This is a genomic window from Tenacibaculum gallaicum (genome assembly GCF_003387615.1).
GTDB classification, from domain to species: Bacteria; Bacteroidota; Bacteroidia; order Flavobacteriales; family Flavobacteriaceae; genus Polaribacter; species Polaribacter gallaicus.
Window position 1 is genome coordinate 1 of the sequence record NZ_QUNS01000013.1, and the last position, 15,578, is coordinate 15,578.

General features: G+C 32.2%; 17 protein-coding genes. 12 read left to right on the forward strand and 5 right to left on the reverse strand.

Features of this window, described 5'->3' with window-relative positions:
• Positions 1–552 precede the first annotated feature (552 nt).
• Complete coding sequence (locus tag C7448_RS15055; protein WP_115902239.1) at positions 553–1,140, reverse strand: 2OG-Fe(II) oxygenase family protein; 588 nt, start codon at positions 1,138–1,140, stop codon at positions 553–555.
• A 532-nt stretch (positions 1,141–1,672) separates the two neighbouring features.
• On the opposite strand from C7448_RS15055, the gene nadC reads away from it, so the two are divergent.
• From nadC to C7448_RS15105, 10 genes are all read left to right on the forward strand, one after another.
• Positions 1,673–2,533, forward strand: a complete 861-nt coding sequence (nadC, locus tag C7448_RS15060; protein WP_115902240.1) for a carboxylating nicotinate-nucleotide diphosphorylase — start codon at positions 1,673–1,675, stop codon at positions 2,531–2,533.
• Between the two features lie 84 nt (positions 2,534–2,617).
• Positions 2,618–4,720, forward strand: a complete 2,103-nt coding sequence (locus C7448_RS15065; protein ID WP_115902241.1) for a M3 family metallopeptidase — start codon at positions 2,618–2,620, stop codon at positions 4,718–4,720.
• Between the two features lie 10 nt (positions 4,721–4,730).
• Complete coding sequence (locus C7448_RS15070; protein WP_115902242.1) at positions 4,731–5,306, forward strand: hypothetical protein; 576 nt, start codon at positions 4,731–4,733, stop codon at positions 5,304–5,306.
• 16 nt (positions 5,307–5,322) lie between these two features.
• Positions 5,323–5,892 (forward strand): pentapeptide repeat-containing protein, encoded by a 570-nt coding sequence (locus tag C7448_RS15075; RefSeq protein WP_211321930.1) that lies wholly within the window; start codon positions 5,323–5,325, stop codon positions 5,890–5,892.
• A 198-nt stretch (positions 5,893–6,090) separates the two neighbouring features.
• Entirely contained in the window at positions 6,091–6,468 is a 378-nt protein-coding gene (locus tag C7448_RS15080; protein ID WP_245939494.1) for a four helix bundle protein, read from the forward strand.
• 154 nt (positions 6,469–6,622) lie between these two features.
• Positions 6,623–7,558 carry a YihY/virulence factor BrkB family protein gene (locus C7448_RS15085; RefSeq protein ID WP_115902244.1) on the forward strand — a complete coding sequence of 312 codons (936 nt, stop codon included), beginning with the start codon at positions 6,623–6,625 and terminating at the stop codon, positions 7,556–7,558.
• A 141-nt stretch (positions 7,559–7,699) separates the two neighbouring features.
• Positions 7,700–9,064 (forward strand): histidine--tRNA ligase, encoded by a 1,365-nt coding sequence (hisS, locus tag C7448_RS15090; protein WP_115902245.1) that lies wholly within the window; start codon positions 7,700–7,702, stop codon positions 9,062–9,064.
• A gap of 47 nt (positions 9,065–9,111) precedes the next feature.
• Positions 9,112–9,804 carry a GTP cyclohydrolase I FolE gene (gene folE / locus C7448_RS15095; RefSeq protein ID WP_115902246.1) on the forward strand — a complete coding sequence of 231 codons (693 nt, stop codon included), beginning with the start codon at positions 9,112–9,114 and terminating at the stop codon, positions 9,802–9,804.
• A 167-nt stretch (positions 9,805–9,971) separates the two neighbouring features.
• On the forward strand, positions 9,972–10,163 hold the full coding sequence (locus C7448_RS15100) for a cold-shock protein (RefSeq protein ID WP_115902247.1): 192 nt from the start codon (positions 9,972–9,974) through the stop codon (positions 10,161–10,163).
• 95 nt (positions 10,164–10,258) lie between these two features.
• A complete protein-coding gene (locus C7448_RS15105; RefSeq protein ID WP_115902248.1) occupies positions 10,259–10,453 on the forward strand; it encodes a YwbE family protein in 195 nt (64 codons plus the stop codon).
• A gap of 76 nt (positions 10,454–10,529) precedes the next feature.
• On the opposite strand, the gene C7448_RS15110 is transcribed toward C7448_RS15105, so the two are convergent.
• The 4 genes from C7448_RS15110 to mtaB all read right to left on the reverse strand — a co-directional run bounded on the left by C7448_RS15110 (position 10,530) and on the right by mtaB (position 14,570).
• Positions 10,530–11,432, reverse strand: a complete 903-nt coding sequence (locus tag C7448_RS15110) for a lytic transglycosylase domain-containing protein (RefSeq protein WP_115902291.1) — start codon at positions 11,430–11,432, stop codon at positions 10,530–10,532.
• Positions 11,433–11,467: 35 nt separating this feature from the next.
• Positions 11,468–12,133, reverse strand: coding sequence for an alpha/beta hydrolase family protein (locus C7448_RS15115; RefSeq protein WP_115902249.1), 666 nt, complete (start codon positions 12,131–12,133; stop codon positions 11,468–11,470).
• The gene (locus tag C7448_RS15120; RefSeq protein ID WP_115902250.1) at positions 12,133–12,885 is read right to left on the reverse strand and encodes a DUF6438 domain-containing protein; all 753 of its coding nucleotides are present in this window, start codon (positions 12,883–12,885) and stop codon (positions 12,133–12,135) included. The genes C7448_RS15115 and C7448_RS15120 overlap by 1 nt, the downstream gene beginning before the upstream one ends.
• A 350-nt stretch (positions 12,886–13,235) precedes the next feature.
• Positions 13,236–14,570 (reverse strand): tRNA (N(6)-L-threonylcarbamoyladenosine(37)-C(2))-methylthiotransferase MtaB, encoded by a 1,335-nt coding sequence (mtaB, locus tag C7448_RS15125; RefSeq protein WP_115902251.1) that lies wholly within the window; start codon positions 14,568–14,570, stop codon positions 13,236–13,238.
• 127 nt (positions 14,571–14,697) lie between these two features.
• Between mtaB and C7448_RS15130 the strand changes: the two genes are divergently transcribed.
• Together C7448_RS15130 and C7448_RS15135 are read left to right on the forward strand one after the other, a co-directional pair.
• Positions 14,698–15,198 (forward strand): GNAT family N-acetyltransferase, encoded by a 501-nt coding sequence (locus C7448_RS15130; protein WP_115902252.1) that lies wholly within the window; start codon positions 14,698–14,700, stop codon positions 15,196–15,198.
• Positions 15,195–15,512, forward strand: a complete 318-nt coding sequence (locus C7448_RS15135) for an antibiotic biosynthesis monooxygenase family protein (RefSeq protein WP_115902253.1) — start codon at positions 15,195–15,197, stop codon at positions 15,510–15,512. The genes C7448_RS15130 and C7448_RS15135 overlap by 4 nt, the downstream gene beginning before the upstream one ends.
• Positions 15,513–15,578: the final 66 nt, after the last annotated feature.

The following is a 15,578-nucleotide window of genomic DNA, read 5'->3' on the forward strand; positions in this document are numbered from 1 at the left end:
AATTGGAATAGAATAAAACAAGAATTAATTATTAAATTTGGTAAAAGGTTTATAGAAAACTAAAAATAAGTTGACACACTTTATTGAATACTCCCCGCTGATATCACGGCACGGATCGCTGACACCACGGCATGGGTCGCTGATATCACGGCATGGGTCGCAGACACCACGGCACGGGTCGCTGACACCACGGCATGGGTCGCTGATATCACGGCATGGGTCGCTGACACCGCGGCATGGGTCGCTACTATCACGGCATGCTCCGAAGATACCGCGGCACGGGTCGCTGATATCACGGCATGGGTCGCTGACACCACGGCATGGGTCGCTGACACCACGGCATGCTCCGAAGATACCACGGCACGGGTCGCTGATATCACGGCATGCTCCGAAGACACCGCGGCACGGGTCGCTAATATCACGGCATACTCCGTTAACACTACGGTGCAGACCTTTTTATCAAAGGCAACTGCCGCAACATCATAAGAACTTCATACAGAAATAAACTGCGAACTCTCAAGAACTAATAACTAACGACTAACGACTAAAAAATTACCTATACGGAGGACCTGCAACCCAACCAACGATAGACTTACGAACTCCTTTGGTAATAGGAGTTACGCGATGCATCATAAAAGAAGGAAAAACAATGATGGTACCTTTCTCTCTAGGAGCACTTACAATTTTTTGATTCAGCATAAACTGTAAATCACCACCCTCATACTCATCAGGGTCAGATAACTGCATAGAAATACTCAGTTTTCTATCAGAAATTTCACCCGCACCAAAATCCAAATGCCAATCAAAAAAATCACCCTCAGTATAGCTAGCCAATTGCAAACAGTTATGAAACCCCAATAAATCAAACCAATAACGTTCGTTATTACACTGAATAGCCAAACCAGCCAATCGGTTATATATCCACTCGTTTTCAGCCGTATTATCAATAAACATCACATCACTTTTTCTAAGCTCATCATCATAAGTGTCCGCTCCGCTAAGCGTAGCCTTAATTTTTTGATTCTCATTCCATAAATTCAAAATTCTATCAGTTTCATGCGGAAGAAATAAACCGTTGTAGTGTACAAATTCAGCAAAATTATGTTTTAACGGAAGACCAAAAGGATAGTTTATTGCCATGATATAAGAGTAGTTATAAGTTGAAAGAAAATTTCTTAATCTTTACAACACGTAAGTTTTAAAATTCAGTTAGTATTTAGAAAGCAAAATATAAAAAACAAACAAGAAGGAGTAAAAAACAGTCGTAAAAGCAAGAAAATAAATCAAGAGTGTCAAACCAGTTGATGCCTTTAGAGGCAAAAATATTGGAAACTGTCAGTTCGAGTGATTTTGAGGTACGAAAAATAATATCGAGAACTAATTTAAACGCTATAACTCTTTTTCTCGATACAAATTTTATTCATTTCAATCGTAAAATTCACTCGAATTGACAAAAATTTATCAAAAAGTACAATGTATCATATATAAAATAATACGCTAAACAAATACCAAACACATACTATACACACAAAGTAGTTGAAAGTGAAAAGTAACCTGTAACAGGTTTAGAATTTTGTTAGTAAAGAAACGGTAAAAATTACACAACAATAAGCAGAGAACTCAAAACAGAGAACTAAAAATAATTGTATTTTTACCTCAACAATTCAATACTATGATTTCACAAGAACAATTTAATAAAGAGTTAGATTTAATTATAACCAACGCTATTAGAGAAGATATAGGAGATGGCGATCATACCTCATTATCATGCATACCTGCCGATGCAACAGGAAAAGCTAAATTATTAGTAAAAGACGAAGGAGTAATTGCAGGGGTAGCGTTTGCTAAAATGGTGTTTAACTATGTGGATGCCGATTTAAAAGTTGAAACGTTGATTAATGATGGATCACCCGTAAAGTACGGAGATATTGTTTTTTATGTGTCAGGAAAATCACAGTCTATTTTAATGGCAGAACGTTTGGTGCTAAACGCAATGCAACGTATGAGTGCTATTGCAACCAAAACTAAGTTTTTTGCCAATTTGTTAGAAGGAACTAAAACCAAGGTGTTAGATACTCGTAAAACCACACCAGGAATCCGTGCTTTAGAAAAATGGGCGGTAAAAATAGGAGGCGGAGAAAACCACCGATTTGCTTTATATGATATGGTAATGATTAAAGATAATCACATCGATTTTGCAGGCGGAATTACACAAGCTATTACCAAAACCAAAAAGTACCTAGCAGAAAAAGGATTGGATATTAAAATAATTGTGGAGGCACGTAGCCTAGAAGAAATTGAAGAGATTTTACAAAACGAAGGTGTGTACAGAATTTTGATAGACAACTTTAACTATGAAGATACCCGTAAGGCAGTAGACATGATAGGAGATACATGTTTAACAGAATCTTCTGGTGGAATCAACGAAAAGACCATTAGAGAATATGCAGAATGTGGGGTTGATTTTATTTCGTCTGGAGCCTTAACACATTCAGTATATAATATGGATTTAAGCTTAAAAGCTGTTGATTAATTAAGAATCGTCATTACGAGTGAAACGAAGTAATCTTAACAGGTAATTACGTTCACTTTATTTGAATAATAAAGACCAAAACTCATGAAAAAACAACTATTACTCATAGCAACGCTAGTAGTAGCTATGTCGTGTAAAACAGAGCAAACTAAAAAAGAAACCACTTCAAACATGGTAGAAAATCCATTATTAGTAAAAAGTTCTTTAGACTTTGGAGCACCAGATTTTACTAAAATAAAGAACGAACACTTTATGCCTGCAATTTTAAAAGGTATGGAAGTTCAAAATGAAGAGATTGCTAAAATTATAGCAAATACGGAAGCACCAACATTTGAAAACACCATTATAGCTTTTGAAGAAAGTAGTAAAACGTTAGATAATGTTGAGGCGGTTTTTTACGCTTTAGCAGGAGCACATACGAACGATACGATTAAAGACAATCAAAAAGAATTAGCTCCAAAGTTTTCTAAACACAACGATGAAATTTTATTAAACACCAAGTTGTTTGAAAAAATAAAATTTATATATTTTAATTTAGAATCTTTAGGTTTAGATGCAGAAGATGAACACTTGGTAAAAGAGTATTATAAAAAATTTGTAAAAGCAGGCGCTGACCTATCGGAAGAAAAGAAGAACGAGTTAAAAGAAATCAATGCAGAATTAGCAAGTTTATCTAACGACTTCGGAAAAAAGTTATTAGATGCGAGTAAAAAAGGAGGTTTAACGGTTACGGATAAAGAACAGTTAAAAGGACTTTCAGAAGAAACAATTAAAGGTTTAGAGAAAGACGGTAAGTACGAAATCCAACTGATTAACACTACACAACAACCTTTATTACAAACTTTAGAGAATAGAGAAGTTCGTAAAGAATTGTTTGAAAAATCAATTCACAGAACTGATGCGGGTGAGTACGATACAAGCGATTTAGTAAAGAAAATGGCTTCGTTACGTGCTAAGAAAGCACAGATTTTAGGTTTTGACAATTTTGCTAGTTGGAGCTTACAAGGAACAATGGCTTCTACACCAGATAAAGTTTTTGAAATGTTCAACGGATTAATTCCAGGGTCGTTAGCAAAAGTAGCTGCTGAAACGAAAGAAATTCAAGCAGAAATCAATAAAGAAGGAAACGATTTTACTTTAGCTCCATACGATTGGAACCATTTTGCTGAAAAAGTACGTAAGTCTAAGTACAACTTAAATGAAGATGAGGTAAAACCATACTTTGAGTTAACCAACGTATTAGAAAAAGGGGTGTTTTATGCTGCTACAAAATTATACGGAATCACCTTTAAAAAGCGTACAGATATTCCAACATATCACCCAGATGTGGTAGTGTATGAAATCTTTGAAGAAGATGGTAGTAAGTTAGGATTGTTCTACGGAGACTTTTTTGCAAGAGATAGTAAAAGAGGAGGAGCTTGGATGAGTGCTTTTGTAAAGCAATCTAAATTAAGAGGACAAAAGCCAGTAATCTACAACGTTTGTAACTACCCTAAACCAGCAGAAGGAGAACCAGCATTAATCAGTTTTGATAATGTAGAAACTACCTTTCATGAGTTCGGACATGCGTTACACGGTTTATTCGGAAATCAAAAATATGCATCAATTTCAGGAACAAGTACCGCAAGAGATTTTGTAGAGTTTCCATCACAGTTTAACGAAAACTGGGCAACACATCCAGAGGTATTAAACAACTATGCATTGCATTATAAAACAGGAGAAGTAATTCCTGATGCGTTATTACAAAAAATTAAAGATGCAGGAACGTTCAATCAAGGATATTCAATTATTGAAAACTTAGCATCTTCTAATTTAGATATGCAATGGCACACTATTTCAGTAGATACTACTATTGAAGATGTAGCTAAATTTGAAGAAGAGGCATTGGTTAAAATGAAGTTAAAGATTGATGAGGTCCCACCAAGATACCGTTCAACATATTTCGCACATATTTTTAGTGGAGGATATGGAGCAGGATATTACTCGTATTTATGGACAGAAATGTTAAGTCACGATGCGTACGATTGGTTTAAAAACAACGGATTGTTAACTAGAGAAAACGGTCAGAAGTTTAGAGAACAAATCTTATCGAAAGGAAACACGATGGATTATGCAGAAATGTATAAAGTTTTTGCAGGAAGAGATCCACAAGCGGAACCAATGCTAAAAGCGAGAGGATTAAAATAAAAAATAAAATATGAAAATAGAAAAATTAGAGTTTATTGAAAAAATAAAGTTAGAGGGTTATAAAAAAAAGATAACAAATACAATAGTAAATTGGGGAGGAGGGAGTTTTATATTCTTTTTAATAGTGTCTTTTATTCCTGTGGGAATGATTCCTAGTAAAAGAAGATCAACTATATCTAATCCAGATATGAGTATTTTTGAATCAATGGGAGTATTTCCAACAATTTTAATGCTATTAATTATTTCTGGATTAATAACCATTTACTTATTTTATTCTTACAAGTATATTAAAGTATCTAAAGACCTTTTAGATTTAAAAAAGGTAACATTAGATGTTACAATAACAAATGTTATATATAAAAAAGGTCAAGGGCCAAAAGAGGTTGAAGTATATTTTAAACCACCATATAATTCGGTTAACAGAGTTATGTTTATAGGAGAGGATAGTTTGCCTACATTATACAGAAATCAAGAAGTTGAATTAGTGTTAACAACTAATGCGTACTATCCTTTGAAAGTAAAATCAAAAGATGTTGTTAAAGACCTTTTAAAATCACTTGAAGTATTAAATCAATACAAAGTTTAAATAAATAGGATTTATTTTGAATAGTTATTTAGACAACGAAACGTTTACAAAAGTTGATTTTACAGTAACAAAAATCAACAAAGGAGAATATGACAGCTGTACGTTCGAGAATTGCAATTTCGAGAACGTACATGCTTCAAATATTGAATTTTTAGAGTGTGAGTTTATCAACTGTAATTTTAGCAATACAGTGGTAAACCACACTTTTTTTAAAGATTGCACTTTTGAAAATTGTAAAATGGTTGGGGTAAAGTTTAATGAATGCAACAACTTTTTACTAGAAATGAGCTTTCATAACTGCCAGCTAAACTTATCTTCTTTTTACCAATTAAAAATTCCTACTACAAAATTTATAAGTTGTAATTTGCAAGAAGTAGATTTTGTTGAAGCTGACCTAAGTAGAGGTCTCTTTAAAGATTGTGATTTAAAAGGAGCAATTTTTGATCAGACGAATTTAGAAAAAGCAGATTTTACAACTGCTACTAATTTTGCGATTGATCCTGAAAGCAATAAAATTAAAAGAGCGAAATTCTCAAATGAAAACATTGTAGGATTGTTGTATACATATGATATTGTAGTGGAGTAATGTGGTTGGGGGTATTGGAGTAACAAAGAAGCAAAGTTGAAAAAAGGCAAAGTTGCTAGGGGTATGAAACAAAGTAACAAAGTTTTTAAGAAGCTGAGAGGTGAAGTTAGAAAGTGGCAGAGATGCAAAGCTAAAGAAGAAGCAAAGCTTCTAAGAGTTATAGAAACAAAGTGGTAAAGTGAAAAAGAAAAGTATAAAATGAAAGAGAAAACACGTATAAAAACGTTTAGAGATTTGTTAGTTTGGCAAAAATCGATGGGTTTTGTAACTGAGGTTTATAAAGTATCTAATAATTTTCCTAGAGAAGAAACTTTTGGACTAACTTCACAAATAAGGAGAAGTGCAGTTTCAGTACCAAGTAATATTTCTGAAGGATTTGGAAGACAAAGTTTAGGAGATTATATTCGTTTTTTAAAGATTGGAATAGCCTCGTTGTTTGAATTACAAACGCAGCTTGAAATTTCTTCAAACTTAGAGTATATTTCAAAAGAATCTTTTGACAGACTTTATGAAGAATCAAGAGAAATAGAAAGAATGCTGTCAAGTTTAATAAGAAAGCTCAAAGAAAAACGATAAAAACTATGCAACTTTGATACAGCAACACTATTCAACTTTGAAACTAAAAAGACTTAGCATCTTTGAACCTTAGCAACCAATAGCACTTTGCAACCAAAAAGACTTTGTAACTTAGAGTCTCTGAAACTAGAAACACTTTGCAACAAAAAAGAAAATGACTAAACACATAGAAGAAAGCCTTGAGAAAATTCCAGTAATAAACTGGCTCGTAGCCTTTGGAAAGAAAATTAAAATTCCAGGGTTAGAAGGAATGTCTTTATATGATGTACTCGAAATGTATGTTATCGGTATTGTAAAAGGAGCATTAACAACAAGGGCAGGAGGTATTGCTTTTAGCTTCTTTATGGCAATCTTTCCATTCTTATTATTCATTTTAACGCTGATTCCATATATCCCAATTGATGGATTTCAAGATGGTTTACTATCGTTAATGCAAGAAGCACTGCCACCAAAAACCTTTGAAGCAGTAGATTTTGTGATCAAAGATATTATTAACAATCAATATGGAGGATTGTTGTCATTTGGTTTTTTAGCTTCTATCTTTTTAATGACCAATGGTGTAAATGCCATATTTGGCGGATTTGAATATTCCTATCACGTAACCGAAGTAAGAAGTGTTTTAAGAGCCTATTTCGTTTCTTTAGGAGTGTCATTATTGATGTCTTTTTTCTTAATTGTTACCGTAACGCTAATTATTTTTTATCAAATAGCGCTAACAAGAATTCACAAAATTGGATGGTTAAACACAGGAGATTTAGATTTGTTTTACTACGGAAGAGGTTTCTTGTTTCTTGTGATGATTTTTACCATTGTATCCTTACTCTTTAGATACGGAACCAAACAAGGAAAAGAAGTAAAATTCTTTTCACCAGGAGCCATTTTAACTACAGTAGTATCTATGTTTACCTTTTACTTATTTGGAATTTATGTAGTTAAGTTTGCTCAATACAACCAATTATACGGGTCAATAGGTACTTTATTGGTTTTAATGCTATTCGTTTGGCTAAATGCAATTATTTTACTCTTAGGATTCGAGCTAAACGCTACAATTTACCGTTTAAAACGCAAAAATAAAGCGAGAGCTAAATAACATTTTTCTTCATATTTTTTCGGATATTTGCAGGCTAAAATGCAAATCAAATTACGAATTAACAATTAATTCATAATTATAAATATACTTTAGTGCTTAGTGCAACTAACGACTAAGAGCTAATGACTAAAAACCAATAAAATGAAACCAGGAATCCCAAAAGGAACAAGAGATTTTTCATCAACGGAAGTAGCAAAAAGAAACTATATTTTTAACACGATTAAACAGTCGTTTGAAAATTTTGGATTTCAACCTATTGAAACGCCAAGTTTTGAAAACTCTTCTACACTAATGGGAAAATATGGAGAAGAAGGGGATAGATTGATTTTTAAAATCTTGAATTCTGGTGATTATTTAAAGAAAGTAGATGAAAACTTATTGGCAGATAAAGACAGTCAAAAAGTTACGTTGAAAATTTCTGAAAAAGCATTGCGTTACGACTTAACAGTTCCGTTTGCACGATACGTAGTACAACACCAAAACGAAATAACATTTCCATTTAAACGTTACCAAATTCAACCAGTTTGGAGAGCAGATAGACCTCAAAAAGGACGTTTCCGTGAGTTTTATCAATGTGATGCCGATGTGGTAGGAAGTACTTCGTTATGGCAGGAAGTTGAGTTTGTACAATTATATGATACTGTTTTTAGTAAGTTAGGATTAAAAGGTACGACTATCAAAATCAACAACCGAAAAATCTTATCTGGAATTGCTGAGGTAATTGGAGCATCAGACAAATTGATTGATTTTACAGTTGCTTTAGATAAGTTAGATAAAGTAGGAAAAGATGGTGTGGTTAAGGAGATGTTGGAGAAAGGAATTTCTGCCGAAGCGATAGAAAAAGTTGATCCGTTATTTAATTTTTCAGGAAGTAATCAAGACAAGTTAGCTTCTTTAGAGGCAATGTTACAGGGTTCAGAAGAAGGACTACAAGGAGTAGCTGATTTAAGAACCGTAGTTGATAGTGTTGAAAGTATCGGATTAGATTCAGCAACTTTAGAACTAGATGTAACTTTAGCACGTGGTTTAAACTACTACACAGGAGCTATTTATGAAGTAGGAGCACCTAAAGGTGTAAAAATGGGTTCTATTGGAGGTGGAGGTCGTTATGACGACTTGACAGGAATCTTCGGTTTAAAGGATGTTTCGGGAGTAGGAATTTCTTTTGGATTGGACAGAATTTACTTGGTAATGGAGGAATTAGAACTGTTTGAGGCAGTAGAATTACCAAAACCAGAAGTATTGTTCTTAAATTTTGAAGAAAACGAAAGTTTAGATAAAATAAAAGCCATCAAAGCATTAAGACAAAATAATATAAAGTCAGAAATGTATCCAGATGTGGCAAGCAGTAACAATCAGCAAAAAAAGCAATGGAAGTATGCTACAAATAGAGAAATAGAGTTTGTAGTAACTACCGTTGAAAATGGTACGCTTGTTGTTAAAAATATGTTGACAGGAGAGCAAACTACTTGTTCTTTAGATGAATTGATAAATAAAGTGCAGTAAATTACCAACAATATTGTAAATTTGCGCCCTACTAATTTTAGATAGAAATGTTTGAAGTGAAGAACAACAAAATGAATGACGATAGCATAGATGAAATAGGAGAGAACCACATTGGTACGTCGGCGAAGACGCCTTTACGTCCAGATGCTTTCGATATTTCTGACAAGGAAAAAATTGATAAAATTCAAGAGAGCGTTAAAGAAATTCTTGAAACCTTAGGAATGGATTTAACTGACGATAGCATGCAAGGTACTCCTAAAAGAGTAGCAAAAGCTTTCGTAAATGAGTTGTTTATGGGATTAAATCCAGAAAACAAACCAGAAGCATCAACATTTGACAATACATATAAGTATGGTGAAATGTTAGTTGAAAAAAACATTATTGTATATTCAACATGTGAGCATCACTTATTACCAATCATTGGTAGAGCACACGTTGCGTATATTTCAAATGGTAAAGTAATCGGTTTATCTAAGATGAATCGTATTGTAGAGTATTATGCTAAGCGTCCGCAAGTACAAGAGCGTTTAACAATGCAAGTTGTACAAGCAATGCAAGAAGCTTTAGGTACTCAAGATGTAGCTTGTGTTATTGATGCAAAACACTTGTGTGTAAATTCACGTGGTATTAAAGATATTGAAAGTAGTACGGTAACTGCTGAGTTTGGTGGAGCGTTTAAAAACAAAGAAACCAAACGTGAGTTTTTAGATTACATAAAATTAAACACTGATTTTCACTAGAAAATAAGTTGTAAATAAAAATTAAAGCTCATTCGAAAGAATGAGCTTTTTAAGTTATTAAGCAAAAGAAAATGAGTGTTTTATCTGTTGTTAAATAATTTGGCACTACATTTGTATTACAATAAATGTTACAGACACTTAAGTAAGTAACATATTAATTTTTTATAATGAATAAAGGTATAGTAAAATTCTTCAACGAATCAAAAGGATTTGGATTTATTACAGAAGAAGGATCAAACAAAGAACATTTTGTACATGTTTCAGGATTAATCGACGAAGTTCGTGAAAACGACGAGGTTGAATTCGATTTACAAGATGGAAAAAAAGGATTAAACGCAGTAAACGTACGAGTATTATAATATATATAGTTATTACTAGTTAATTTTTTAATGAGTAAAGCCTATCAAGATTGATAGGCTTTCTTATTTTTTGTATTTAAAAATAATTTAATAAAATGAAAAACGGTAACCATAAAAAAGATATTACCATAGGAGCAAAAGTTGAAGTAGTACAGAAACACCATCAAAGAACCGGTGAATTAACAAATGGTGTAGTAAGTAAAATTTTAACTAAATCAGCAACCCATCCTCACGGAATTAAAGTACAATTAGACTCTGGAATTGTAGGCAGAGTAAAAAAAGTTTTATAAATAGCTATTACGTTATTTTTAATAAGGATAAATTATTAGCGGAAAATAAAATGTAAACTAAAAGTGTTTGCTCCTGTTATTGTACAGGGATTTTAATTTCGTATAGTTTTCTGCTACGGTTATTTAATTTATTTTCTCGTAACCAAGAATTATGTAATTTAAGTTCCTTGTAAGTAGTTCCGAACTTTTTAGCAAATAAAGCAATGTTACTAATGGCAGTATCTACTTTTACTGTATATGTTTCAGGGAGTGTATACAAATCTTCTTGGTCGAAAACAAAACCATACTCTTTAGGATTAGAAATAATTTCTTTTAAAGCTAAGACTCTAAAAACATAACGTTCAGTCTCATCAGGTAATAAGGCATCATAGTAGCTAGTTACCCCTTGAGCATCTAATCTTTTAGAAACTCCATAGTTACCAGCGTTATAAGCTGCTGCTGCAAGTGTCCAAGAGCCAAAACGTTCTTTTGATTTTTTCAAGTATTCAGCAGCTACTTTGGTAGATTTTTCTATATGATAACGCTCATCAACGTTGCTGTTAATTTCTAATCCATATTCTCTACCTGTTTGCTTCATAAAATGCCACATTCCTGCTGCTCCTACATGTGATGTTTCATCAATAAATCCGCTTTCAGCCAATGCTAAAAATTTAAAATCATCAGGTAACCCGTATTTTTCTAACAAAGGTTCTAAAATAGGAAAGTACTTATTAGCACGTTTTATAAGCAATAATCCGTTAGACTGCCAATAAGTGTTTACCAACAGTTCACGATCCATTCGTTCTCTAATGTCAGGTTTTTCAATAGGAACTCGTTCACCTGCCAAATTTAAATCGTTAGGTAACTTTAAAGCTTTAACCTCGTAGCTTTCAGCTACATTTTTAATGGTTGGTTCGTTTGATTTACTTATAGTATTGGTAAATAAAATTCCAAGAAATACTATAGTTAAGATAGATAAGAAGCGGATTGATTTGTTCATTTTTCTTTTAGTTTTGTTTAAGTTGTGTACTGGTTTTAATCTATCAAAAAACATTCCTTTTTTAATATTTTAGAAATAGTTTTTGCCTTGTTCAGTATCATTACATGTGTACCATTTTCAACTTCAATTGCGTTTTTAATATATTTTATAGGAAAAACTTCATCTTTTTTTCCGTGAATGTGTATTATATCAGGAATTGATTTTTCTTGTTTCCAATGTAATACGTTATATATAGCCCATTGCAAATACTCTTTGTCTCTTACTGATAGATATATTTTATATAACTCAGCTCGTTTTTTTAAATAATCATTAAAAAAATAATGTTCGTAACTTTCAATGTTTGAAATAACTTTTGAAGGGAAAAGTTTATAGGCTTTTGTTATTTGTGCTAATTTAAAACGTTTTGGAAACTCTTTATTGTTTTTAACACTTGATATGATAATTACTTTTTTGCAATTAATAATTTTACTCATTTCTTGCACTATAATACCGCCAAAAGAAACTCCAATTAATATAGGGTTTCTATGTTGAATTTTAGTACATAATCTTTGTGCATAATCTTGAATGCTTTCATCGATAGATGTTGGTAGCATCCAATCTAAAAAGTGGAGTTCAAAATGTTCCTCTGGTAAAGATATATGCTCAAATATTTTGATATTGGCAGCTAAACCAGGAACAAAATACAAGTGAGTTTTTGGCATTATTCAATAAACTTTTTGTCTAGTAAAATACCATCAATATATTCATGTACATCAATAAGTTCATCAGGAATATCTTTCCATAAACGAATTAAGATTTGTTTTCCGTTATGAACAATATAAGTGCTAGATAAATCTGGGATTTTAGGATTGTTATATGCGTCTTTAAAGCTTTTAAAATCTTTTTTATTAAGTTTATCAGTAAGCTCTTTAAGTTGTTTTTCTGAAAGAGTAAATTCACGAATTCCTTTTTCTAATACATATTTAACTCCGTTATAAACTACATTTCCTTCTTTATCAATGGAAACTGTATACACTGGGCAATCGCCAAAACATTGTGTTTTGATAATTCTTAAAAGATTATTTTTTTCTTCGGAAATAATGTCAGTCAAATTCTCTTCTGAGTTACTATTAACTGATCTAAACTCTCCGCTTTCTTGTAGTTTATTAATCCAAAACTCGCGTTTCCCTTCTGGGACTTCAACAATAGCTATTTTTGAAGCATCAGTTTCATAAGCCATTTTACTCCAAGTTAAGCCGCTATTTTTTATAAGTGATTTTACATCATCGATACTTTTAGCATTTTTAAGAACAACAATTAACTCATTTTGAGGAGTTACAGGTTTTGCAACTTCTTCTTCCTCTTCAATGATTGTTTCTTTTTCTATTGGTTCTGTTACTTTGGTTTCAGAATTTTTTTTAGGAATACCACAAGAGATTCCTAAGGCTAAAAAAGAGTATAATAGGTATTTCATAAGTGAGTTTTTTGTATGTGAAAAGTTTATTTTGACTATAAAAATAACTATTATTTATCTTCAAAAATATTTAAATGGAATATTTTATCTATAACCCAAAAAGGCACCCATATAAATAACATAAAACTATTTAGGATAATTTTATAAAGAGGATTATCGTATCTAGAGGAAAGAAACAATAGTAAATATTTTCTTAAGTTAGTATTTTCATAGTAAGCAAAAAAATATTTAAGGTTTTTAGGTTTGATACTTCTTATAATTTCTATTCTGTCTTTGATTAAAACATACAAGAAAAATAAGCTGCCCAATAAGTATATTACATAGGATATAAGAATACTTTTGTAAAGACATTAAGCAATAACTTCTGCATCCACAAAATCAAAACGAACTAAACCGTCTTCATCAATTTTTGCTAACGTAACTGTGTGTAGTGTATTTACTAATTCAGGATTCCAAGGAGCCTTAACTTTTACATAGTTTTCGGTAAACCCATGTATGTATCCTTCTTTGTTTTCACTTTCAAATAATACGGTTAATGTATTCCCTAATTGACTTTCATAAAAAGCTCTACGTTTTTTAACAGATAATCCGCGTAGCATTTTACTACGTTTTGCACGTGTTTTCTTAGGAATAACACCATCCATTTCAACAGCTTCTGTATTAGGTCTTTCAGAGTATGTGAAAACGTGTAAGTATGAAATGTCTAAGTTAGTTAAGTAATTGTAGGTTTCTAAGAATAACTCATCCGTTTCACCAGGGAACCCAACAATAACATCTACACCAACACAGGCATTAGGCATTACTTCTTTAATCTTGGTAACTCTATCGGTGTACACTTTTCGTAAGTAACGACGTTTCATTTTTTTTAATAATTCATCACTACCAGATTGTAGAGGAATATGAAAATGAGGCACAAAAGTGTTTGAGTTGGAAACAAAATCAATGGTTTCATCTTTTAATAAGTTTGGTTCAATAGATGAAATTCGCAAACGATTAATTCCTTCAACTTTATTAAGCGCTTGTACCAATTCTAAAAAGGTATGTTCGTGTTTTTTGTTTCCAAATTCACCTTTTCCGTAATCACCAATATTTACTCCGGTTAATACAATTTCTTTAATCCCTTTTTCTGAAATTTCTTTGGCGTTTTTTAATACGTTTTCTAACGTATCACTTCGTGAAATTCCACGAGCTAGTGGTATCGTACAGTAAGTACATTTGTAGTCACAACCATCTTGCACTTTTAAAAAAGCACGAGTACGGTCTCCAATAGAATAGGAACCTACATAAAAATCGGCATCTTCAATCTCACAAGAATGTACTTCACCAATATCATTTTTGGTTAAGTCGTTAATGTAGCTAGTTACATTAAACTTTTCAGTAGCTCCTAATACTAAATCTACACCATCAACAGCAGCTAATTCTTCAGGCTTTAATTGCGCATAACATCCTACACCAATAACAAAAGCTTCTTCATTTTTCTTTAGGGCAGATTTTACAATGCTTTTAAAACGTTTGTCAGCATTGTCTGTTACAGAACAAGTATTAATCACATATATATCTGCTTTCTCTTCAAACTCAACACGCTCAAAGCCTTCATTAACAAAGTTTCTGGCAATGGTTGAGGTTTCTGAAAAATTTAATTTACAACCTAAGGTGTAAAAAGCTACTTTCTTATCTACATTCATATTTTCTCTGTCCTAAATAAAAAACAAAAGCCTTGTACAAGTCTTTAATTTTTTAGAAGTTCGTATAGTTTATTTAATCTACTACTGCTTAAAGCAGTTTTGGGTTTGCAAAAGTACGATAATATTCATGATTTTTGAAACGAAAAGATTACTTATTCGAAAGCTTCAAGTTGTTGATATAGAGTGTTTTTATGAGTTAGAAAGCAATCCGAAAGTATTGCAATATGCTACAGGGGAACCTAAAGATTTAGAAGAAAGTAAAAAGGATTTGAAACAACTTATAGCGCGATATGAAAATAAAGAAAACGATTTTTGGATTTATGCTGTAGAGCGTAAATCAGACAAAGAATTTATAGGTACCCTTGCATTGACTAAAGATGAAGAAGGAAATGATGAAATAGGGTATCGATTTATAGAGCGATATTGGGGACATGGTTTTGCAACAGAACTTTGCGAAGGATTGATACAGTATTGTAAATCGATTGGGATAAAGAAACTTATAGGATGCGTGGTAGATGAAAATGTGGCTTCCGCTAAAATATTAGAACGATTCAACTTTGTTGAGATAGAGAAATTTGTAAGTGATGATATTGGCTTACCCGAAACTAAATATGAACTAAATTTATGATAGAAGATAACTTAAAACTGCCATACTATGCGGTAATTTTCACCACAATAATTACAACTAATACTGAAGGTTATTATGAAATGGCTGAAAAAATGGAGAATCTAGCTAAAAAACAAGAAGGTTATCTTGGAATTGAATCAGCTAGAAGTGATGTTGGAATTACGGTTTCGTATTGGGAAAGTTTGGAAGCTATTACAAAATGGAAGAATAATATAGAGCATATAGAAGCGAGGGAGCTAGGGAGAGAAAAATGGTATCAAAAATACCAACTTCGTATTTGTAAAGTAGAGCGAGAATATGGATTTGAACAATAATTAGTATGTACGCAACGATTTCTAATTTTTTAAAGAGATATTTTAAACAAAGTACTATTTTTAAAT